The organism is Dysgonomonas termitidis (assembly GCF_042654545.1).
Taxonomy (GTDB): domain Bacteria; phylum Bacteroidota; class Bacteroidia; order Bacteroidales; family Dysgonomonadaceae; genus Dysgonomonas; species Dysgonomonas termitidis.
In genome coordinates this window covers 21,186-44,674 of the sequence record NZ_JBHSGN010000004.1, presented here as the reverse complement: position 1 = coordinate 44,674, position 23,489 = coordinate 21,186, and the positions used below count along the sequence as shown (strand labels likewise).

Sequence of the window (23,489 nt, the reverse complement as noted above, 5' to 3'; positions counted from 1 at the left end):
TTGGAAAGCTATGAAAATAACGATAATTAATATTTTAGTTTTACTGTCTTTTTTCTCATTATTGATGTCTTCATGCGAAGATAATCCTATGGATGAAGAGCAGTATTTTAAACAAGTGTATATAGTTGGGGCTGCGCAGATTGTTTCTCAATTCGATGTATATTATAAATCGGAAGCTACTCAGGCATATGTCTCTGTTGCTACAGGAGGTTCTCTCAATATTGATAAAGATGTAGTCGTTAACTTGGAACATAATGATGAGACAATCGACTGGTACAATAAAAAATATATGATTGATGCTCCCGTTAAATATCAGAAACTGGACGCTGCACATTATAATATACCATCAATGACAACAACTATAAAAAGTGGGGAGGTATATAGCCGGCTACCATTTACAATCAATACCGGCGGATTGCATTGCGACTCATTATATGCTTTGACATTTAAGATAGTATCGGTGAGTGAATTCCAGAAAAACGGAGAAGATACAGTTCTTGTAATGAATCTCAAAATGGTGAATGATTATTCTGGTTCTTATCAAGCCGACCTGGTAAGATATACGGTTGTTACTAATGCCTCAGGCGAAGTGGAGTTGACATTGCCGACAACTATAAGCGCAACAAGAACATTGACAGCTGTAGATCAGAATACAGTTCGTTTCTTTAATGAGGCCAAAGCCGAAATCAGGTCAGGATATAGTACTAATGAAGACTATTTTAATGGTATAAACAAATATTGTGTTACTCTTAAAAAAGGGGAAGGGCAGACTTTTATTGTTGCACCCTGGAATCAACTGGATATAGTAAACCCCGGTGAATGTACATACAAAGATGGTACATTTACATATTGGTATGATTATAAAGATGGTTCCACAACATTTCGTATACAAGGTAGGTTAGTGAAATAGATAGTAATAGGTTTACTTGGTAAGATGAGAAGAGGCAGGGTAATCCTGCCTCTTCTGTTATGTCCCGTTCATATAAAGTGAAGCAAAAACGGTGTTAAAGCGAATCAGAATGGGATATGTCAAACTTCATTTTCAATATCCTCACCGCGTTCAATATAGCTAAGAGTGAGACTCCCACATCGGCAAAAACAGCTTCCCACATATTAGCCAACCCGAAACCGCCTAATACAAGCACGGTCAGCTTGATAGAAAATGCCAGCATTATATTCTGATATACTATTTTTTTTGTCGATCCGGCTATCCTGATGGCTGTTGCAACCTTGGAAGGCTGGTCGGTTTGTATGATAACGTCTGCTACTTCGATAGCGGCATCGCTGCCCATCCCGCCCATCGCAATACCCACATCACTCAGTGCAAGAGAAGGAGTATCGTTTATACCATCGCCCACAAAAGCGATAACATTGCTATTATTCGCTTTCAGTTCTTCCAGATGCCTTACTTTATCTTCAGGTAATAAGTCACCAGATGCTTTATCGATACCCAGATGAGATGCTATATTTTCTGCAATAGAAGATTTATCGCCACTTAGCATTACAACCTTACCGATACCATTTGCATGCATGTCCTTTACAGCCCGGGCCGCATCTTCCTTTACTTCGTCGGCAATAATGATGTAGCCTGCATATACATTATTTATAGCAACAATGACAGTAGTTTCAGGAATGGAATCGACTGACTTATCATAGCTTATATGGTTGTTCTGCATCATCTTCGCATTCCCGGCCATTACTTCATTCCCATTTACTTTTCCCGTCAAACCCTGACCTGATATTTCATGTACATCGGTTGCGGTATAAATATTATTTTTATCTGCATCGGAATCTACTATAGCTTTAGCTATCGGGTGATTAGACATTTTTTCCAATGCTGATACATGGCCAATAAATTCTTCTTTCGTGAATCCTGCGCCGGCTACTACATCCTGAACCTTAAAAACACCTTTTGTCAGTGTACCTGTCTTATCCATAACAACGGTATTGACTTTCGTCATCAGGTCGAGATAATTCGCGCCCTTGAAAAGGATACCTGCTTTGGATGCCGCGCCAATACCTCCGAAATAGCCCAGCGGAATAGAAATGACCAACGCACACGGACAGGATATAACAAGGAAGACCAATGCCCTGTACAGCCAATCCTGAAATATATAGCCATTAACCAAAAAGTATGGTATCACCGTGATCAATACTGCTAACAGGAATATTACCGGAGTATATACTTTGGCAAACCGGCGGATGAGAAGTTCTGTCCTGGCTTTTCTCGAAGTCGCTTCCTGTACCATCTCCAAAATACGTGATAAAGAGCTGTCTTCATATTTTTTAGTTACTTCGATACGGATTACTTTATCCATATTAAGCATCCCCGCAAGGACTGCTTCTCCTTCCCGTATTACCTTCGGTTTACTTTCTCCTGTAAGGGCAGATGTGTTGAAGATGCCTGAGCCGGAGATCATTGTTCCGTCCAACGGCACTTTTTCCCCTGCTTTTACCTGTATTGTTTCTCCTATTGTTACTTCTTCGGGTGAAACAGCTATATAATTACCGTTTCTTTCAACGTTCGCTTTATCGGGCCGCACATCGAGAAGAGCCTTTATACTTCTTTTTGCTTTGTTTACTGCCGAATTCTGAAATAATTCACCGATAGAATAAAATAACATTACTGCCACACCTTCGGGATATTCCCCTATGAAAAATGCACCTGATGTGGCAATAATCATCAGGGTAAATTCGGTGAAAACCTCCTTTTGCCTAATCGTTTCCACTGCTTCCCTAAAAACCGGATAAGCGACAGGTATATATGCCAATATATACCACGCCAGCCGGAAATATGAATTGAAAACTTCTGCCAGAAAATTATCCATCGCTATCCCTGTCAGAAGCATAAACAGGCTTATGCCTGCAGGGATATAGACTTTCCTGCTTTGGGCAGGATTTTTGTATGATTCTTCTATCTGTGAATTACAGCATGTACAAGTATATTCTTTATTTTCATCCATAGCTTTACTTTTTATATAAGGCAAAGATACGGACTAAATAATGCAACTAAGTTGCAAACTTGCTGCACTGACCGCAATAGCCTTTTATAACGAGGTTGACGCTCTCGACCTGCATAATCGGGGACAACTCGAACTTAGGTACCGATATGTTTTTCAGACAAAAAGCCTTCTTACAGTAATTGCAATAAAAATGTGCATGCAAATCCTCCATACTGCAATGGCAATCCCTACTGCAGATCGAATATTTTATTGACCCCGAGCCGTCATCGAAGCTATGGATCAACTGGTGTTCATGGAATAAATGAATAGTGCGGGATATACTCGATTTATCGACAGTATCGAGTTTGATCTCTAAATCCGGCAAATTGAAAGCTCTATTGAATTCAAACATTGCTTTTAACACCAATATCCGTATGGCTGTCGCTTTAATGTCCCGTTCTTCCAGTAATTGTATGTAAGAGTTACTCATCTTTTTGTCTTTTTATTGCAAATCTACGATGTTATTACTAATAATGTGGCGGAAATCAATCAATTAATATATTTTTCATTCATATTTGTGCCTGTAAGTAAGATGGATTTGTTTCTATGGGGTTATTTCCAAAATATTGCAAATGAAGAGAGGCATAAAAGGTAACAAAAGTAACACTTATTTCAGTAAACAGTAAACAGTCATCAGTAAACAGTATCGTGGTTTGTCATGCTGAGAGAAACGAAGCATCTCGTCAGGGAGTAGTTAACAACCTGTCTCTCGTGTCTTTCTCCAAAAAGGTAACAAAAGTAACAGATATATCAGTCAACGGTTAACAACTTGTATCTCGTATCTTGTTTACTTGTAACTCGTAACTGCCCGAAGGGCGAAGTAACTCGTAACTTTCTAAAAAGGTAACAAAGGTAACACCTTCGCTCTCTTTTCTACTTGTCACTTTCCCAGTTAACCAGTATATTAAAATTCATTTCAAAGAACTATAAGCTAAAAGCTTACTATATAGATAAACTTTTAAGGAAAAAGTGCAATTTCCCTCGGTAACCTTACTTCGTGGTAAAACGTCAGGGGTTATTGTTCTCTTTATTATGCTTTTCTCTATATACTTTTGGAGGTATGCCGTAACGTTGAGAGAATAGTTTATAGAAGCTACCCCTATTATTGAATCCCGATTGATAAATAACCTCATCGACGGAAATATTGGTTTTGATCAGCAGGCCCTCCGCAATTTTCAGCTTATAATCTCTTATCAGGCTTCCGGGGCCGTTTTTATATACCACATCTATTTTTCTGTATAGCTGGCGCACACTTACGTTCAGCAAAGATGCGAGTTCTTCGGTCGAAAATGCCGGATTCTTTATATTCTCTTCTATCACTTTCAGGGCACGTTCATAGAACTCTTTATCTTCACGGTGCAAAATTTGCCCCTCTGTGATTTCAAAGGCACTTACTGCTGAATTGTAATATTCTTTAGTCTCCTCCTCCCGTTTCAACAGGCGTCTGACAGCTTTTTTGAGGTATTGTACATCGAATGGCTTCGATATATACATATCCACGCCTGCATCAAGACCCTCCAGCTGGTCTTCGGTATAGGTCTTACCGGATAAGATTATAATAGGGATATGCGAGGTTACCCGGGATTCTTTTAACATGCGTACCAGGCCGAAGCCATTCTGTTCCGGCATCATTACATCCGATATAAGGAGGTTTATCCTCGTTTTGGACAGTATCTCCTCTATTGTAGAGGGATCTTTTACAGGGATAACATTGTATTGATCTTTCAGTATTTCGCATACAAACCATAATATCTCAATTTCATCGTCTACAACTAGAATTGTCGGGCGCGATTTTACGATATTGAATTCCGGCAGGGCAACCTGTTTTTTCTCCGGTATTTGTATCCGGATGCCGGATGCGACCCTGGATGATTCAAGAGCCTTGTCGGTAAGTTCATGCATAGGAAGTTTGACTGTAAAACGCGTTGTTTTCCCGGGTATGCTCTTTACCTGCATATCTCCGTTAAGCAGTTTTACGGTGCTGTGGCAAATAGAAAGTCCCAGCCCGTTGCGGGAAAAGAGGCGGCTGTTGTGCCTGCTTTCAAGATTATCCAACACACGGTAACGGTCGAAAATAAACGGCAGGTCCTCGGGACTGAAACCTTTCCCCGTATTGGATACAGAAGTGACAAGCATTTGCCCTTCGGTGAAAATCTCTACATCGATATTGCCACCATCCGGTGTGTATTTGAATGCGTTTGAAACCAGGTTTGTCAATATTTTTGAATAACATCTGGGATCTGTTTGCCATGTGAGTTTCTTTTCGATATTTACAATGTAATTTGTTTGTTTATTATCAGACAACAACCTGAATGATGATAATATATTACCTGCAAACTCTTCTATCGCGACTTTTTCAATGACTACCTGTGTATGTCCGGTGTCTATCCTGCGGAATTCGATAAGTTCCTGTATCAGCCCGTTCAGCCTTTCCGCGTTGCGGCGGATAAGCGATGCATAATTATATAGCGGGGAGGTCTTTTCGACGGAGGAAAGTATGCGGTCGCACGGACCATAGATAAGGGTCAGCGGAGTACTGAATTCATGTGTTATATTGGTAAAGAAGCGCAATTTCGATTCATAGATCTCTTCCGTTTTCTTTTGTTCCATCTTCTCAAAGACCCTTTGTTCCCTGCGTTTGACTTTATGCCTGTATGATAATAGGAAGAATACGCCTATCGAGCCTATTACCAAGGCGTAGGCAATGTAGGCCGCGGTAGTCATATACCATGGCGGAAGAATTCGTATATATTGGGTGTAGACAGGCTGGTTCTCGAAAATGTTGTTGGCCGAAAAGCGCACTTTCAGTGAATATTCGCCGGGAGCCATATTTGTAAATGTAACACTGTTCGAGCTCCCGTTATCGATCCATTTGTCGCTATGTCCGCTCAGCAAATACTGATAAGTATATTTATGCCCGTTAACATAATCTGGAGCAACGAACGATACAGTAAAGAAGTTCTGGTTGTGTGGCAGTTCTATTATATCTTTTTTGTCACGTGTTTTAATATAATCTGCTATTGTAACCTCCTTACCATATATACTAAGGGAGTTAAAGTAAAAATTAGGGGTAAAAACAGGCGTTTTCGTCTTATTGGTGCGTATGGATACAAATCCGTCGATACCTCCGAAAAACATTATTTGCTTCCGGGGGCAGATATAATAGGCATTGTCACTGAACTCCTGCACAGGCAGGTTGTTAGGATTACTGTAGTTCGTAAATACTTTTGTCTGCGGGTCGAATCTGGCCAGCCCCTTGTTGGTACTCAGCCAGAGATAGCCCTGCGGATCTTCCACTATACCATGTATAGTGTTGTTAGGGAGTCCCGATTCGGTATTAAAATTAATATATTCCAGTTTGTCCTTTCCTACCTTTGTTATCCGGCAAAGGCCGAAGCTTGTACCCAGCCACAAAATGTTACGGCTATCACGGTATATGACCAGTATATCATTGACCAACTGATTTTCTCCATTAGTTAGTTTATAGAAAGTTTTTTCCTCCGTTTTCAGGTTAAATCTGACCAGGCCTTCACCTCTGCTTCCGATCCATAAAATAGAATCATTCTCTATCTCAGTATCATAAATAACATTTTCTGTTTCGAAAAACCTGAAATGGTCCATCTTTTCTATCCGTGGAACACCATTTGTGAATGCCAATTTTATGCGGTGCAGGCCATCTCCGGAAGTTGTTACCCATAAAGTACTCGGATCCTGCTCTGTGGCGGAACAGAGAAAATGCAATGCCTTGCTTCCGGGGGGTTGCGACAGGGTGTGTACACGTTTATCGGAATAGGAATAATAATTGATACCCGGTCCTCCGCTTATGATCCACAGCAGGTTATGCCTGCTTTCGACAATATTGAAAATGGAATTGTTGGCAAGAGCAGAATTTTGTATATGAAAATGATTTACCTTTTTGTAGGGAAGAGGTTCATCGGGATTGTAACCGGGGAAGCAAAAGAGTCCGTCGCCTTTTGTCCCGATCCACAGATTATTTTCAGCGTCCAGTGTTACAGACCTCACCGGAACTTTTGTCTGCGGATAAAATTCGTGCAACATAGAAGAGCGTATCGTGTAATCTTCTTCCGAATATATATATACTCCGTAGCCATCGGTTCCTATCAGGACAATTTGCTGTACGGGATCGTAAGCCATAGAGAAAACACCATAGTTGAGCGTTGTGCGCTCTATATACGGTTTGTCGGCGGAGTGAGGATCACGCCTTATCACTTTAAGCCCATCGTTTATGAAAGCAATAAAAATATCATCACCTGCAATCAGGGCGTCCCTCATGCTCTCTTTCGGCGGAATTTCCGAACCTATATTCATCACAAATTCTTTGGTTCCTGTGTTGATATCAAGGGTATAGAGGTCGAAACGGGTATCTACAAAAACTACATCGGTCCCTTTTTCGAACGCCCATCTGACAGGGGTCTCAAGTTCGTAATCCATCAGCCTGTAAGTGCCGGTTATGATCCCGTTTTCCTTTATTATCTTATAGCGCATTATCTGTCCCGTATAGTTAAATACCCAGATGATATTATCCTTACATATTGAAAAACATTGCGTTCTGTACGACATTACTCCCGGAGTATGTATCTTGTGAAATCGGCCGTCGGATTTATTATATACGGCAATTGAATCATTCTCGGAAAGGACAAAAAAAGTTCCGTCCGGACTTTTTGCCTGCCAGAATATGGTTCTCATATAAGGATGATTTTCGAATGTGCCCGATTGGGAATCGAATAAGCATAATCCTTGATTTGTCTTCAGCCAAAGCATGCCCGGGGAGGTTTCGGTGATATGCCTTATTACGTTTCCCGGCAATGAATTGTTACTGCTGGTAGGCAAATAGCTTTTTACCGATGACCCGTCGTAGCGGTTGAGTCCATCATAAGTGGCAAACCACATAAATCCGTAACTATCCATTGTAACAAACCTTACAGCGCTCGAAGAAAGGCCGTTGCGGGAAGATATATGCTGAATATTGTACGCATATGCCGCCATATTGTACCATATGGCAAGAATTGCGATTATTATGAACGAGAATCTCTTCATGACCGGGTAATAGATATATTAAATAAGGTTTGTACAAATATAGCTTTTTATGACAAGCTTTGACCCGTTCTTCAAATATATTGTATGTGGCTGCATTGCGCATTCTTTGCATAAAGAACGGTGGGTATGGCTTTAATGTATTGATTTTCAGAATGCTTTATCTATATATATGTACCTGTTTGGTATAGTTGGTGCATGTGTATGTATTTGCCATTTTAGTCCGCTTTTCTGCCATGCCTCTTTATGGACAATTATTACAGGAATGCGTACCGAAGGCTACGGCAGCTTATCTAATTTTGTATATATTAACATTTGATCTAATATGCACTCAAACCTTTGAAAAAAGTATTTAGTATTATGAAAAACCATTATTATCTATGAAAAAGAGCAAGCTAAGAAGCAGATTTAGACGGTTTCTGTCATTAAGTATGGCTGTCACTCTATTTCTGACAGCAAGTGTGGTGGCCGCACAAACAACCGGTCAGCAGTCAAAAGTTACTGTTTCCGGAACTGTTACTGCAGGCGGTGAACCGGTAATAGGTGCTGTAGTGGCGGTAAAAGGGACAACAACAGGAACAATAACCAGTGACAAGGGAGAATATACGATCAATGCGGCCGGTAATGATATACTGGTGTTCTCATCGATCGGGTATATTTCGCAGGAAATCCCCGTAGGCGGGAAAACAAAGATCGATGTCGTACTGGAAGATAATGTTATCAATCTTGAGAGTGTAGTGGTTGTGGGCTATGGTACACGTAAGCGTTCCGATCTCACAGGGGCGGTTAATGTTATGGGTGAGCAAACTATCCGTGCTACTCCTGCCGCAAATATCGCGATGGCTCTGCAAGGGGCCGGGGCCGGTGTGAACATACAGCGTAGCGGCGGTTCCACACATCCGGGGCATACTCCCGAAATCCGTATTCGCGGAACCCGTTCCATAGCTGCGGGTAACGATCCTCTTTTGGTTGTGGATGGTATTCCTTACGAATTAAGCATGATGAACAATATCGCGCCCGAGGACATTACCTCGGTTACTGTACTTAAAGATGCATCATCAACTGCTATTTACGGCTCGCGTGGAGCCAATGGGGTTATACTCATCTCTACTAAGCGTGGTGCGGAAGGAACCAAGGCTGTTGTAAACTATAATGGATATATAGGTTTCAGTAAACCGCTGGGCTTCTATGATGTCATGAAATCTGAGGACTATATGAAGTTGCGCAAGTGGTCTATGTATAATCGTTATAAAAATGCGGAAAATTATACGGGTATCGATGACCCGAGGGTATTACAAAAGGTTTTCGAAGGAGGCCTCGATGGAGAGATAGAAGGCTATGAAAGAGGTGTAGATACTGACTGGCAAAGGGAACTGTATGACCAAAATCCTCTGATGACCAATCATCAGATAAGCTTATCCGGCGGATCAAAAAATACACAGTATGCGGCATCGTTGGGATATTATAAATCGACAGGTGTATACGATCTGCAATCGATGGAGCGTACGACCCTCAAATTGTCTGTAGATCATACAATAAACAAATACCTGAAATTTGGACTGAATACATTGAATACCTATTATATCAGCAGGGGGGAAAGCCTGAATCCGATGGGTGACGCCCTTAGCCTCAGCCCGTTATTGTCACCATATATGGACGATGGTACGATCCGGGAAAAGGTGCATCCGAACGACCTTATGAGCAACCCTTTAATGGATCTTCGTAAGGATGCCATCCAGGATGATCGCAAAAGGTTGTCGACATTCACGACAGGTTATCTGGAAGTGGATTTTACTCACGGATTCAAATACAGGCTCAATGCCGGCGTACAACTTTCTTCTACCACGCTGCAACGTTACTATCAGAAAGGGACAAGCAAGCGCCGACAGTCATCTAACTATGGGTATAACGAATCGAATTCTCTGACCGATTATACTATTGAGAACCTGTTAACATATGACAAGAAGTTCGATAAGCACAATCTCAATCTTACGGCCATGTTTAGTGCCGAAGAAAGAGAAGCTCAGGAATTCGATCTGAACTACGAAAACGTACCGACAAATCAGGTGGGCTACTACAATCCGGGTACGGCTGAGAATCATAAGGGAAACGGAGATTATAATAAATGGAGTATGCTCTCTTATATGGGGCGTATCAATTACGACTACGACTCCCGTTATTACCTTACCGCAACGCTGCGTACCGATGGTTCATCACGTTTGGCTAAAGGAAATAAATGGCACTATTTCCCGTCTGCCGCTTTGGCATGGAATATCGGCAATGAAAAGTTTATGAGCGGGACCTCTCACATATTGTCACAGCTGAAACTGAGACTAAGTTATGGAGAAGTAGGCAATACCAATGTGAGTCCTTACGATACTATGGGCGATATGACCAGCAATAAGTATATCTTCGGATCACAGGGTGTGCTTGGATACTATCCCACTGCTGCCTCGAACAGCGAACTGAAGTGGGAGCGTACTGCCAGTTACAATGCCGGTATAGATTTAGGCTTTCTTAATAACAGGTTTTCTGGTTCAATTGAGGTTTACAAACAATTCTCCAACAACCTGATGATGAAATTTACCCCTCCGGCGACAAGCGGCGTAAGCACGCAAATCCCTTACAATGTAGGTAAAACAGAGAATGTAGGGTTTGAACTCGCAGCCCGTGTACACGTTTTCGACGGTGATGGTAAAAATAAATTCCAATGGACTTCCGATTTCAACATTTATTTCAACAGAAATAAGGTTGTTCAACTTACCGAAGGAGTAGACAAGCTGATTTCAGACAACCTTTTCGTCGGTCATCCGCTAGGATCTTTTTACGAATATGTAGGGCTCGGTATCTGGCAGGATACTCCTGAGGACAGGGCGCTTGCAGAAAGTTACGGGTTGAAGACTTCCGGCGACGACTCGGTGATAGGAACTATTAAAGTCGCGGATATCAGTGGCCCTGACGGTGTTCCGGATAATGTAATCAATGATCTTGACCGCAAAATAGTAGGTAGCCATCAGGCAAACTTCGAAGGAGGATGGACAAATAGTCTGGCATATAAGAACTTCGATTTCACTGTGGTTATGAATTTCCGTCAGGGCGGCATGCTCAGGTCTGAACTTTATGGTGGAGGACAAAACTCTCTGATGGGAGGTTATTACAACAACCTGAATGTAGATTACTGGACTCCTGAGAATACAGGCGCCCGCTGGCCGGCTCCGAATAACAAGGTACAGAGTATACCGTACAAAGGCACGCTTACGCTGTTTGATGCCTCTTATCTCAAGATACGGACGCTTACTTTGGGATATTCCTTACCGGATAAACTTCTTAAGACAGTAGGGGTGAGCAAGGCCCGTGTTTATTCCACAGCGACAAATCCATTTACATTCTTTTCCGAATATGTAAACAAATATAAGGGGCTTGATCCTGAAACCAACCGGGTGATGGGTACGGTAATACCTCCATCATGGCAAATGTTATTCGGTATTAATATAACCTTTTAAGGTCGCAGACCTTTTTATTACATGGCTGAGTAAATAAAATAAAATTGCTATAACTCAAAAATGTATTATAAAACATATTCATTTACTTAATTGTGAGACAACAATGAAAAAAATAATATATTTATTAGCCTGCCTTCCGCTATTTATTATGATGGCATGCGGTGATTTTCTGGACGAAGAAAATCACTCGAAGATGACACCCGAGTCATTCAGTACGCCACAAGGTTTCGAACTTGGACTAAACGGCGTATATGGTGGAATGAGAGCCTTTTATGGACCTATCAGTGCCATCCATATGATAACTGTGCCCGGAACCGACGAATTTTATAGCCGTTCTTCGGGCGACATCTATAATTTTGGTAATTATACAACGAATTACAAGCCTAATTCCGACTATATCTATTCTTATTGGAGAAGTTCATATACCCTGATTAATACCTGTAATGGCCTTGTTCACTTCGGCGAAAGTATGACTGATATTCCCGAAGCCAAAAAGATAACCATGCTGGCCGAGGCCAGGTTTTTCCGGGCATTGCTTTATTTCCGTTTGGTGCAGTTTTTCGGCGATGTGACATTGAATCGCACATACAACGACGTTGTTGTGAAAACAGCTAAACGCGACCCTATGGCTGATGTTTACGACTTTGTGGTCGAAGACCTGCTCTATTGTACAACTCCCGGCAATCTGCCTGCCGGTCCTAAAGATACCCAGCCCGGACGTATTACCCAGGCATTAGCCCGCCATCTTCTGGCAAAAGTATATCTCACACGTGGATGGAGCAGCGCGGCTAAAGCCACCGATTTCCAGAATGCATATGATGTCGCAACAAGGTTGATACAGGATGGGGATCAGACCGGAGTTAAACTGATGGGAAAATATGAAGATATTCATAAACCCGGAAATGAAAACAATCAGGAAATACTCTTTAATGTGCAGATGACCGACGACCCTATTTACGGTGTTCCGGAAAAGGATTCGGGGATGAATAACCTTGCTCATATCTTTGTTGCAGGCTACTTCAACTTTAATGGTAGCGGCAATGTCCAGCAGATAGAGGATGGGCGTGTTTACGCGCGTTATCACGGTACTACCTGGCTTTATAATCAGGCTTTCGGCGATATCGATAAAGACTCGCGCTATCATGGTACCTTCCAAAGCAAATGGACTGCTCCGATTGATTTCAGTAATAAAAAGCAGGAATTCTATGTCGGTGAGAACAAGTACTCTGCAATCAGAAGCGGCGCAAAAGGTGAGCTTGCAGGCTATCTCCCGGGTAAGAATATGACCAAAGAGGAGATAGAGTCGGCAAATTACTATATACTTACTCCGGAGAACTATACCGATCCTAACTTCCCTACAATGAAGAAATATTTGGACCCTAACCGGACAAGCCTTTCATTCGACTCCCGCCGTACGATTATCGTGTACCGTCTGGCAGAAACGTATCTTATTGCCGCCGAAGCCGCTTTCAAGCTCGGAAATAATTCTACTACCGACGGAGCCGCATATTATATCAACGAACTTCGTAAAAGGGCTGCCTCAAAGACCGAATATATCAACGACCTGATGATTACCGCAGCGGATGTAACCATCGATTATATTCTGGACGAAAGGACACGTGAGCTTTGCGGCGAACAGTTGCGTTGGCTCGACCTCGTGCGCACAAAGAAACTGGTTGAACGGGTACGGAAGTATGGTTTCTTCACCACAAAATGGACGAATCATACCTTACCTAAAGATAACATACAGGATTTCCATGTATTACGTCCGATCCCCCAGAAACAGATCGAGTCTGTTATTGTGGGCGATCCTTATCCGCAACAACCTAACGGATGGGATAAAATGTAGATCCTTTCTGTGAGTCATACAGGCGTACCCGGTCTGGTGTGCGCCTGTAACTATACTAAAACAGAGGCAATATAAATGCCCTGAAGATTGACATCAATAAATAAAAAAATAATGAGAGTTTGTTATAAGCATTTAGTTTTTACGTTTTTAATTCTGATATTTTGTGAATCGGCGTTTTCTCAGGGGCGCGAGTATCTCCTTTCTTTAAAATCTGATATGGGCCATGGTGGAAAAGCGCTATGGTTGATGAAAAAGGCAGGTGATGTGACCGGTAGGGCAGAAGATGTTTCCAGTATCGGATATGGTACTAAGGGATGGATGGAAGCGATTGTCCCCGGTACTGTACTCAATTCGTTGGTTGCCCAGGGAGTCTATCCCGAACCCTATTTTGGCCTGAATAACAAAATAACAAGTGGATTAATCCCCGATTTGAGTACCGCAGGGCGTGACTTTTATACCTATTGGTTTCGTACCGAGTTTGACGGGCTTGAATGTACGAAGGGCGAGCGTATATGGATGCAGGTGGATGGAATAAATTACCGGGCCGAACTTTGGCTCAATGGTAAAATGGTCGGCAATATAGCCGGAATGTTCCGTAAGGAATTCATCGATGTAACAGACTATATCAATTCGGGCAGCAAGAATGTGCTTGCAGTAAAAGTATATCCTGTAGATGAACCGGGCGGCCCGCGTGAAGGTGTTTCCAAATCGTGGGGGGCAATAGGAGAGTTCCGCAATGGGGGTAACGGTGAAATTGGCAAAAATGTAACAATGCTCATGACCGTAGGTTGGGATTTTACTTACCTCGATGGTATCCGTGACCGTAACACGGGGATATGGAAAGATATAAGTTTCTTTAAAACAGGGGAAGTTACACTTAACCATCCGTTCGTGAAGAGTGATCTGCGAAAACCTGGTTATGACCATTCCCGCCAGACTGTAAGTGTAGAATTGCACAATCCCGGCTTCAGGACGCAAAAAGTAAAGATAAAAGGTGAAATACTGGGTGAAGGTATCACTTTCGAAAAAGAGGTTGAGATTTTACGGGGACTGACCAGAACAATAGAATTCAATGCTACGGATTTTCCTCAGTTAGCTATCGACAAACCCCGTCTCTGGTGGCCTGTCAATAAAGGTCCTCAGGAACTTTATACCCTCTCTGTAAAAGCGGAAGTACAGGGCGGGCTTTCAGATTCTGTAACGACCCGTTTCGGTATCAGGGAAATTACATCGCACACAGATACTCCGGATAAGTCGCGCACATTCAGGGTGAACGGAAAAGATATCTTTATCAAAGGGACTAACTGGTTGCCGGAAAATATGCTGCGTATGTCTGACGAGCGAACTTATGCGGAGCTACGCTATACCGCTCAGTCCGGCGTGAATCTGATTCGCTTCTGGGGTGGCGGTATCACAGAGTCTGACTACTTTTTCGATCTGTGCGACGAACTGGGAATAATGGTATGGGAGGAATTCTGGATGACAGGTGATACTAAGCACCCTATCGACAGGGCACTACATTTACAGAATGCGGAATCGACCGTTAAACGTGTACGGAATCATCCATCGCTGGCTTATTATGTATGTTCGAATGAATCGACCGAAATGTCAGGTCTCGAAGAGTTACTTCAGCGGATAGACGGCACACGCGGTTACCAGATGGAATCGGAATGCTGCGGGATTCACGATGGCAGTCCATATAAAACGGTCAACCCGATGAGGCATTATGAAAACACGGCATCCGAACGTGGCAGCCGGGTAGACGGGTTCAACCCCGAATATGGCGCGCCTTGTCTCCCTACTGTTGAATGCCTGCGTGAAATGATGCCGGAAAAAGACCTCTGGCCAATCAATACGGAGGTATGGGATTATAGCGATGGCAACGGATTTCACCAGATGTCGTCACTCTATGTAGACCTGGTGGATGAGTACGGAAAGTCGCAAAGCATAGACGAATTCGCGATGAAGGGGCAATTTGTAGGAGCAATGAGCTACAAAAGTATATGGGAGGTCTGGAACTATAATAAACTGAATTATGGAGACCGTTATACTTCCGGAGTCCTTTTCTGGTATCATAATTCTCCTGTCCGTCAGGTTTGCGGGCGTATGTGGGACTGGTCGCTCGAACCTACAGCTGCGCTCTATGCGGCGGCAAATGCATGCGAACCGCTACACCCTCAGTTCGACTATCTGAAAAATACCGTATCGGTGGTAAACGACTATTATAAGGCCTTTTCCGGTTATAAGGTTACAGCTGAAGTTTTCGATATCAACTCAAAACAAGTGTGGAAAAATCAGGCTTCGGTAGATCTTCCCGAAGATGGAGTTGTAAATGACGTATTTGCAATTGATTTTCCTGAGAATATTTCACCCGTCCATTTTATCAAACTACGCCTTTTCGATAACACGGGAAAGGAAGTGGGCAGTAACTTCTACTGGCGTTCTACAAGTGTATATGAAGGGATGAAATCTATGACAGGGCCTACCACGGCAGGTTTCCAGAGCATAAAAGACCTTGCTCCGGCTAAAGTGTCGATGAAATACAAAACCCGTGTAAGCGAAGGAAAGCATTATATAGACATCGAGCTGAAAAATACGAACCGTTCAATTGCGTTCTTCACACAATTGCAATGGCTCGACCGGGCAGGCAAACCTGTACGTCCTTCGTATTATACCGATAACTTCTTTAGCATGATGCCGGGAGAAAGCCGCAGTATAACAATAGAGACGGATAAAAAGAACCTTCCGGCAGATAATTATTCATTGATTTTGAAGGGTTTTAATATTTCTCAGGTGAAAAATACTATTTTAGTAAAATGAAAAAGTTAACCGCGTTTTTACTGTCGCTGACAATCAGTCTGTTTTCTTATTCAACCGATTATGACCTGGTTATAGTCGGTGGAACTCCGGCTGGTATAACTGCTGCCATTGCTGCTGCCCGCGAAGGTAAAAATTGCCTGATACTTGAAAGGACCGGATATATAGGAGGTTTGCCTGTTAATGGGCTGGGAGCTACGGATATAGGTACACGCGGTTCTACGACAGGACTCTTCGAAAAGTTTGTAAATCTGAATAAAGAGTACTATATAATCCGGTATGGAGAGAAATCCTCACAGGTGAGGGATTGTAGCGATGGATACCATTTCGAACCGCATGTGGCTGCCATGACATTCGGCCACATGATAGAAACAGCGGGCCCCGGGAAAATATCTATACTGACCATGCGCCAGTTCGACTCCGAACAGCGTTATGTGAAGATGAAGGAAAAGCGGATTCTATCGATACGGGTTTTGAACCGCAAAACCGGGGAAGAAGAATATTACAGCGCAAAAATGTTTATTGACGCTACATATGAGGGTGACCTCGGCGCTGCCGCAGGAGTACCGTACAGGTTGGGTCGTGAAGGAGCTGACGAATATGACGAACCTTGTGCAGGACGGATATACCGTTGGTGGAAACATGGCCCGGATGATGAAGGTACTACCTATCAGGGAGATAATGCCGTTCAGGCATATAATTACCGTCTGTGCCTTACCAACCAGCCGGAGAACAGGATGTTGGTTGCCAAACCTGCGAAGTATGACCGGGAGGAGTTTGCATCCCTTGTCGATGACGTGCTTAGCGGACGCAACACAGATATTGCTTTCCGAAAAGCAACTCCGGCAGAGATGGAGCTGAACCGTGAGAAAGTAGAATCTGGTGAACGTACATCCGCGCCGGGCGATGCGTGGGGAATGGCCAAACTTAGCAGTATGACCCGTTTGCCTAATGCAAAGACGGATGCGAATAACCAGCATCTGGCATTTATATCCACCGACCTTCCGGAAGAAAACTGGCCGTGGCCTACCTCCGGTTGGGATTGGAGAGACCGATATGCAGAACGATTAAAATCTTATACGCTCGGTTTGCTGTGGTTTGCCCAAAATGATGAGGCATTGCCCCGGCATTTCAGGGAAGCCTGCCGCGAATGGGGACTTGCAGCCAACGAATATGTGGATAATGGACATTTTCCACGTCAGGTATATGTGCGCGAGGGCAGACGGCTCGAAGGAACCTATTTCTTTACGGCAAATGATGCCTTGCCGGTTGTGAAAGATTCCCGCCCCCCTGTGCACCCTTCATCAGTTACAGCAAGTCACTATGCGCTGGATTCTCACGCAGTTCGCAAACGGGAAACGGGGCGTGTGCATCTTGATGGCTTTTTCAGTTACCCGTCGGCAGTTTATACTGTTCCTTACGGAGTGATGGTGCCAAAATCAGTTGATAATCTTCTGTTTCCTGTCCCGGTTTCGGGTAGTCATGTGGGTTTCTCCACTCTGCGCATGGAGCCGTGCTGGATGGCTTTGGGTGAGGCTGCCGGAGTAGCTGCTGTTCTGGCCATAGATAATGATGTGACGGTAAGGGATGTTTCTTACAATCTGATACAGCAAAAGCTATTGCGCTATGGAGCAACACTGATCTATTTTAAAGATTTACGCAATACCGATCCGGACTTTGCCCTGGTACAACAACTTGCATTAAAAGGTTTCTTTCCTGAGTGGGACGCAGATTTGGATAAACCTTTAGACAGCGCTACAGCTAAGCTATGGAGCGATTTATCGGGAAGAAAAATAGAGAGTGACGGGAAAACAAAACGAAGGCAGGTTCTTCCTCTTCTAAATCATGCGAATCAAAAAGGGGAAAGTACACTAAAATAATCATATGCTTTTAGAAAATACTTTATCTATATAGTAAGCGATTAGCTTATAGTTCTTTGAAATGAATTTTAATATACTGGTTAACTGGGAAAGTGACAAGTAGAAAAGAGAGCGAAGGTGTTACCTTTGTTACCTTTTTAGAAATTTTTGCAGGGGTTATCTCTTGTGCCTGGCCGCCTCCCGGGTAACGGGCAGGCACAAGAGCACCCCCCTGCAAGAATGGAAAAGTAACATTAGAATAATAATAATAAAAAAAGTGTTACATGTGTTACCTTTTTTTATAATTACAAGTTACGAGTTACAAGTAAACAAGATACGAGATACAAGTTGTTAACTGTTGACTGATATATCTGTTACTTTTGTTACCTTTTTGGAGAAAGACACGAGAGACAGGTTGTTAACTACTCCCTGACGAGATGCTTCGTTTCTCTCAGCATGACAAACCACGATACTGTTTACTGAAATAAGTGTTACTTCTGTTACCTTTTAACTATATATTGTGAATGAAGTTTAATTTAATAAGGGATTTGCTTGATCTATTGTTAAATATCAGTAGATCCGAAAACATGAAGATGTTACTTTCTGCTGGGTGACTAAATATGAAAAACAGAATCGGAATAATTAATAAATATCTATGGAACGAAGAAAATTTTTGCGTAATGCGGGTATGCTGGGGCTGGCATCGATTGCCTCTAACGGTATTTTGGCAGGAGAAACAACGCCTCCACAAACCATATCCCGTAAAGGTATAAAGGTAAACGATCAATGGGATGTTATTGTAGCCGGAGGAGGTCCTGCCGGATGTGCTGCCGCGACAGCCGCCGCACGCGAAGGAGCAAAAGTTCTACTGATCGAAGGAACCGGAGCTCTCGGAGGAATGGGGACTTCCGGCCTGTTAAATGCATGGTGTCCTTTTACGGATAAGGAAAAGATTATTTATAAAGGAATTGCAGAAAAGGTATTTCTGGAATCGAAAAAGGGGGTGCCTCATGTGAAAGGTGATGACTGGGTCCCTATCAATACGGAATACCTGAAAGTGGTGTATGACGATCTGGTAATGTCGGAGGGAGTATCCGTTCTGTTCTTTACTACTATGGCTGCCGTGGAAATGAAACAGGAGGGAGTGGTAGATGCTGTCATTGTAGGAAATAAAGCCGGTCTGACGGCATACAAAGCGAAGCTTTTTATCGACTGTACAGGTGACGGAGACCTTGCGGCATGGGCCGGGGCAAAATTTGAGACCGGCGACGGTAAGGGAGCTGTTCAGGAAGGTACACTTTGTTTTGCCCTGTCTAATGTTGACCCGTATGAATTTTCTCTGATTGGCAGTGTGCATTCCAACAGAAAAGACGGGCCTGTATATAAGATGCTTGAGTCGGGAAAATATGATATGATTAAGGACAATCATATCAATGATAAATATACGGGGCCCGGTTATCTGGCATTTAATGCAGGACATGTCACAGTAGATAGTACCGATCCTGTCTCACTGTCGTCGGCAATGATGACCGGCCGCAAAATAGCCCGGCAGTTCCGGGAAGGGTTAGCAGAGTTCGAACCGAAAGTATTCGCGGCCTCCTATCTTGCGAGCACCGGCGCGCTGATGGGTATCCGCGAAAGCCGCCGCATTAAATGCGATTATACTTTTACGGTCGAAGACTGGCTGGCCCGCAGGGAGTTTGAGGATGGCATCGGGCGTAACTCTTATTATATAGATATACATAAAAGCGATGCAAAAGAATATAAGCGTTATGGAAAGGGTGAATCGCACGGTATACCTTTCCGGAGCCTTCTTCCGGCAGGACTGAAAAATGTGTTTGTGGCCGGACGTTGTATCTCCACCGATCATTATGCACATGGCAGTCTGAGAGTAATGCCTCCTTGTTTGGTTACAGGGGAGGCTGCCGGTGTTGCTGCCGGGCAGATCTGTAAATCAAAAAGCCCTGATGTTCATAATGTTGACATTATTAAACTTAGGAGCCGTCTGAGAGAGGTAGGGCAGCTGTTATAATTGTTAATATTTATGAACGGGAAATAAACAAACCAGAAATTAACTTTAGATATATTTTATAATTAAAAAATTAATATCATGATTCGAAAATTATTTACGTTATTACTTCTTTTGCCATTCCAGTTTTTGTTCTCCCAGCAAAGTCAGCTGGCTAACTTTTCCAAAGGATTTACTCCCCAAGAAGTAGGTAAACGCTTGGCGTATCATATTGTGGACGACAGGCACGACCTTTATGCAGGGAGGTATATTCATTATGCCGAAGTGTGTACCTGGACCGGCGCTCTTGATTATGCCCTGCAGACAAAGGATCAGAAACTTATTAAACTTCTGCAGGACAGATTCGAACCTTTCTTCACAAGGGAGAAAGTCCTGTTGCCTCCTATGAATCATGTCGATTATAATATGTTTGGCGGATTAGCCCTTAAACTTTATCAGATAACAAAGGATAAACGTTATCTGGATATGGGTCTGGCTTATGCCGATAGCCAATGGGAAGTCCCAGCCAATGCAAAACCGGAGGAAAAGGCCTGGGCGGAAAAAGGCTATTCGTGGCAGACACGTTTATGGATTGACGATATGTATATGATCACTTCGGTACAGGCCGAGGCGTATAAAGTGACCGGAGACTCCAGGTATATTGACCGCGCGGCAAAGGAGATGGTCCTCTATCTGGAAGAGATACAGCGTCCTAACGGTCTGTTTTACCATGCACCGGATGTCCCTTACTATTGGGGACGCGGCGATGGCTGGATGGCTGTAGGTATGGCCGATCTGCTTACTTATCTTCCTGCGGATCATAAAGACCGTCCGCGTATTATGAAAGGTTTCCATACGATGATGGAAAGTTTGAAGAAGTATCAGACTCCAGGCGGTATGTGGAACCAGTTGATTGACGAGCCTGACTGCTGGGTCGAGACCTCAGGTTCTGCCATGTTTACCTATGCCTTTATAGTAGGGGTCAAGCAAGGCTGGTTAGATGCTGAAGTATATGCTCCTGCCGCCCGGAAAGCATGGCTGGCAATGATTCCGTATATCGACGAGCGTAATAATGTAACTGAAGTATGTATTGGTACAGGAAAGAAGAATGATAAGCAGTATTATTATGACCGTCCGCGTCTGGCGGGAGATTTTCATGGTCAGGCTCCTTATTTGTGGTGTACAGTTGCCCTTATGAAGAAATAAACAGCTGAGATTTAGCTTATGTTAACAGGAGAGGAGGTGCCGGTAAAGGTACTTCATCCCCTGTTATTTGAAATAGACCACCGTATTTATTCATCCATAGTTTATACAGAATTCATTTCTGATAATTCTGTAACAGAGGCCATATCATCGTTATCCTTAGATTCAAAGCAGCGATGCCCTCCTTTTCTTGTTCTTAACATCTATTTGATATACACTTTATCCTGAGATTCCGCCATCTTCAATTGCGTGTTAGTCCGGCAGACTATAATCTTATACCCTTTTTAGACTACTGAACGGCTTGGAGAAACACGAGTTCTTACTCCATTCCTTCTAGAGAAGGGGTAAACTGTCCTGATCGGAAGAAATGAACAGCTCAATATAACAATATCCAGGCCATAATTGCTGATTTGGGAGAATATTGTCATTTTTTATCCGGTCAATTGTTATTTTCCGGTAGGGATAATCTGTAAATATAAGGCAGATTGTAGAGGATTTTCCTTCATTCAGGTCATGTTGGATATCAAAATGACGATTGGGAAAAATGTGCTATTTAAAGCTACTTTTCTTTCATCTTTCTAACTAAAATTCCTATTCCTTTGCCTCGTTAACAAATCATAAAACTATTATACTATGAAGTGTCTAAAAAATACACCTCATCTATTGAATTTGATAAAGTAAAAAACAGAAATTTTTAACAAATACTTAATTTACGATAAACATGTATACGAGGCAGTTAGCGCTGTGTTTGGATATGATGTGAAATGTTTTAATAAACTAAATTCAGACCCTATTTTTATGAAAATGAAAAACAGAATGAAAATTCAGCATTGGTTGATGCTGCTGGTCGTTCTTTGCATATCGTGCAAAGACGATAAATCCGATATGGATTCGCAGGCCTTCGATCCTTCGAGGCCTGTCGTGGTTTCTAATTTTCTCCCGAAAGAGGGGGGAGCCAGCCAAAGGATGGTTATCTATGGCGATAATTTTGGTAATGATCCGTCCAAAGTCAACGTAACTATTGGCGGGGTAAAGTCGAGTGTAATCGGAGTAAAAGGCCAGACCTTATATTGTATCGTGCCGGCAAAAGCTTACGATGGCGATATTGAAGTGAGCATTGTCGATGAGAACGGAGAAAAAGTTGCTTCGGCAGGAGCTGGAGAAAATTTTATCTATAAGAAGAAAATGATTGTGACTTCTTTCTTAGGTCAAATGTATGAAAATAACACGAAGTTTGATATAAAGAATGGTCCGTTCAATGATTGCGGCGGATTCGACAGAATGGATTGGTTTACTTTCGATCCTCTAAACCATAACCATTTGTATGTGACCGGTTATGATAAAGCGATCAGACTGATTGATTTTGAAAAGCAATATGTAAGCACTTTCGTTTCTGGTATTCCGAGTCCCAATTCGAATGGGATTCCTTGTATAAATTTCACATTGAGTGGAGATATGATCGTGACGCATGACCAATCTAATGATCAGCGGCCGGGGAACTATTTACTTACCCGTGCATCCGGCTTTACTCAGTTAACTCCTTTGGCAAAAGGCCGTGGAACCAGAGCGGCAGCTGTACATCCGGTTAACGGAGAGTATTATTATGGATACTATAATACCGGTGCTATTTGGAGAGCTGAGATCGGGTCACCGAATGGAGTAGAGGGTAAGCAGATAACCAAGGTTCCGAATGCGTCGTCACAGATGTTCATTGTTATTCACCCCACAGGGAACTATGCATATATTACATTGATGAACAAACATTACATTATGCGTATGGATTATGATTGGGAAAATAAGGTCTTTAAGGACCCTTATCTGGTAGTTGGGAAAAGCGACACGCCCAATTATCAAGACGGGGTGGGTAGTAATGTAAGGCTTTGGGACCCTCAACAAGGGACTTTTGTTAAAAATCCGGAGTATGCGGGAACAGAAGATGAATATGATTTCTATTTCTGTGATAAAACAAATTCAATAGTCCGTATACTGACCCCTCAGGGGAAAGTCTCCACTTTTGCAGGCAGGCCTTCGGTTAAAGGATATATGGATGGGGATTTGCGTCTGGATGCCATCTTTAATGCTCCGGCCTCGATAATATATGATGAAGAGAGAAATTGCTTTTTTGTCGGAGACCTCGGCAATCATCGTATTCGCAAAATTGCCTATGAAGATTAAATAAATGAAAGACACATA

The 23,489-nt window shown here is 42.8% G+C and carries 11 protein-coding genes; 8 read left to right on the top strand and 3 right to left on the bottom strand.

The annotated features are described in order from the left end of the window. The first annotated feature begins 10 nt into the window (after positions 1-10). Entirely contained in the window at positions 11-910 is a 900-nt protein-coding gene (locus tag ACFO6W_RS00565; RefSeq protein WP_379993357.1) for a BT_3987 domain-containing protein, read from the top strand. Between the two features lie 94 nt (positions 911-1,004). Here ACFO6W_RS00565 and ACFO6W_RS00560 read toward each other — a convergent pair whose 3' ends face one another. The 3 genes from ACFO6W_RS00560 to ACFO6W_RS00550 form a co-directional block, all read right to left on the bottom strand. Continuing rightward, on the bottom strand, positions 1,005-2,963 hold the full coding sequence (locus ACFO6W_RS00560) for a heavy metal translocating P-type ATPase (RefSeq protein ID WP_379993356.1): 1,959 nt from the start codon (positions 2,961-2,963) through the stop codon (positions 1,005-1,007). 46 nt (positions 2,964-3,009) lie between these two features. After that, entirely contained in the window at positions 3,010-3,432 is a 423-nt protein-coding gene (locus ACFO6W_RS00555) for a Fur family transcriptional regulator (RefSeq protein ID WP_379993355.1), read from the bottom strand. Between the two features lie 578 nt (positions 3,433-4,010). Beyond that, positions 4,011-8,060, bottom strand: coding sequence for a hybrid sensor histidine kinase/response regulator transcription factor (locus tag ACFO6W_RS00550; protein WP_379993354.1), 4,050 nt, complete (start codon positions 8,058-8,060; stop codon positions 4,011-4,013). Positions 8,061-8,437: 377 nt separating this feature from the next. On the opposite strand from ACFO6W_RS00550, the gene ACFO6W_RS00545 reads away from it, so the two are divergent. The 7 genes from ACFO6W_RS00545 to ACFO6W_RS00515 all read left to right on the top strand — a co-directional run bounded on the left by ACFO6W_RS00545 (position 8,438) and on the right by ACFO6W_RS00515 (position 23,471). Continuing rightward, positions 8,438-11,560, top strand: a complete 3,123-nt coding sequence (locus ACFO6W_RS00545) for a SusC/RagA family TonB-linked outer membrane protein (protein WP_379993353.1) — start codon at positions 8,438-8,440, stop codon at positions 11,558-11,560. Between the two features lie 103 nt (positions 11,561-11,663). Then, on the top strand, positions 11,664-13,409 hold the full coding sequence (locus ACFO6W_RS00540; RefSeq protein WP_379993352.1) for a RagB/SusD family nutrient uptake outer membrane protein: 1,746 nt from the start codon (positions 11,664-11,666) through the stop codon (positions 13,407-13,409). A 111-nt stretch (positions 13,410-13,520) separates the two neighbouring features. Then, complete coding sequence (locus tag ACFO6W_RS00535) at positions 13,521-16,229, top strand: glycoside hydrolase family 2 protein (protein WP_379993351.1); 2,709 nt, start codon at positions 13,521-13,523, stop codon at positions 16,227-16,229. Next, positions 16,226-18,106 carry an FAD-dependent oxidoreductase gene (locus tag ACFO6W_RS00530; RefSeq protein WP_379993350.1) on the top strand — a complete coding sequence of 627 codons (1,881 nt, stop codon included), beginning with the start codon at positions 16,226-16,228 and terminating at the stop codon, positions 18,104-18,106. Before ACFO6W_RS00535 ends, ACFO6W_RS00530 begins: the two co-directional genes overlap by 4 nt. 634 nt (positions 18,107-18,740) lie before the next feature. Then, a complete protein-coding gene (locus tag ACFO6W_RS00525) occupies positions 18,741-20,117 on the top strand; it encodes an FAD-dependent oxidoreductase (RefSeq protein ID WP_379993349.1) in 1,377 nt (458 codons plus the stop codon). A 78-nt stretch (positions 20,118-20,195) separates the two neighbouring features. Continuing rightward, positions 20,196-21,299 (top strand): glycoside hydrolase family 88/105 protein, encoded by a 1,104-nt coding sequence (locus ACFO6W_RS00520; RefSeq protein ID WP_379993348.1) that lies wholly within the window; start codon positions 20,196-20,198, stop codon positions 21,297-21,299. An 813-nt stretch (positions 21,300-22,112) separates the two neighbouring features. Continuing rightward, on the top strand, positions 22,113-23,471 hold the full coding sequence (locus tag ACFO6W_RS00515) for an IPT/TIG domain-containing protein (protein ID WP_379993347.1): 1,359 nt from the start codon (positions 22,113-22,115) through the stop codon (positions 23,469-23,471). Positions 23,472-23,489: the final 18 nt, after the last annotated feature.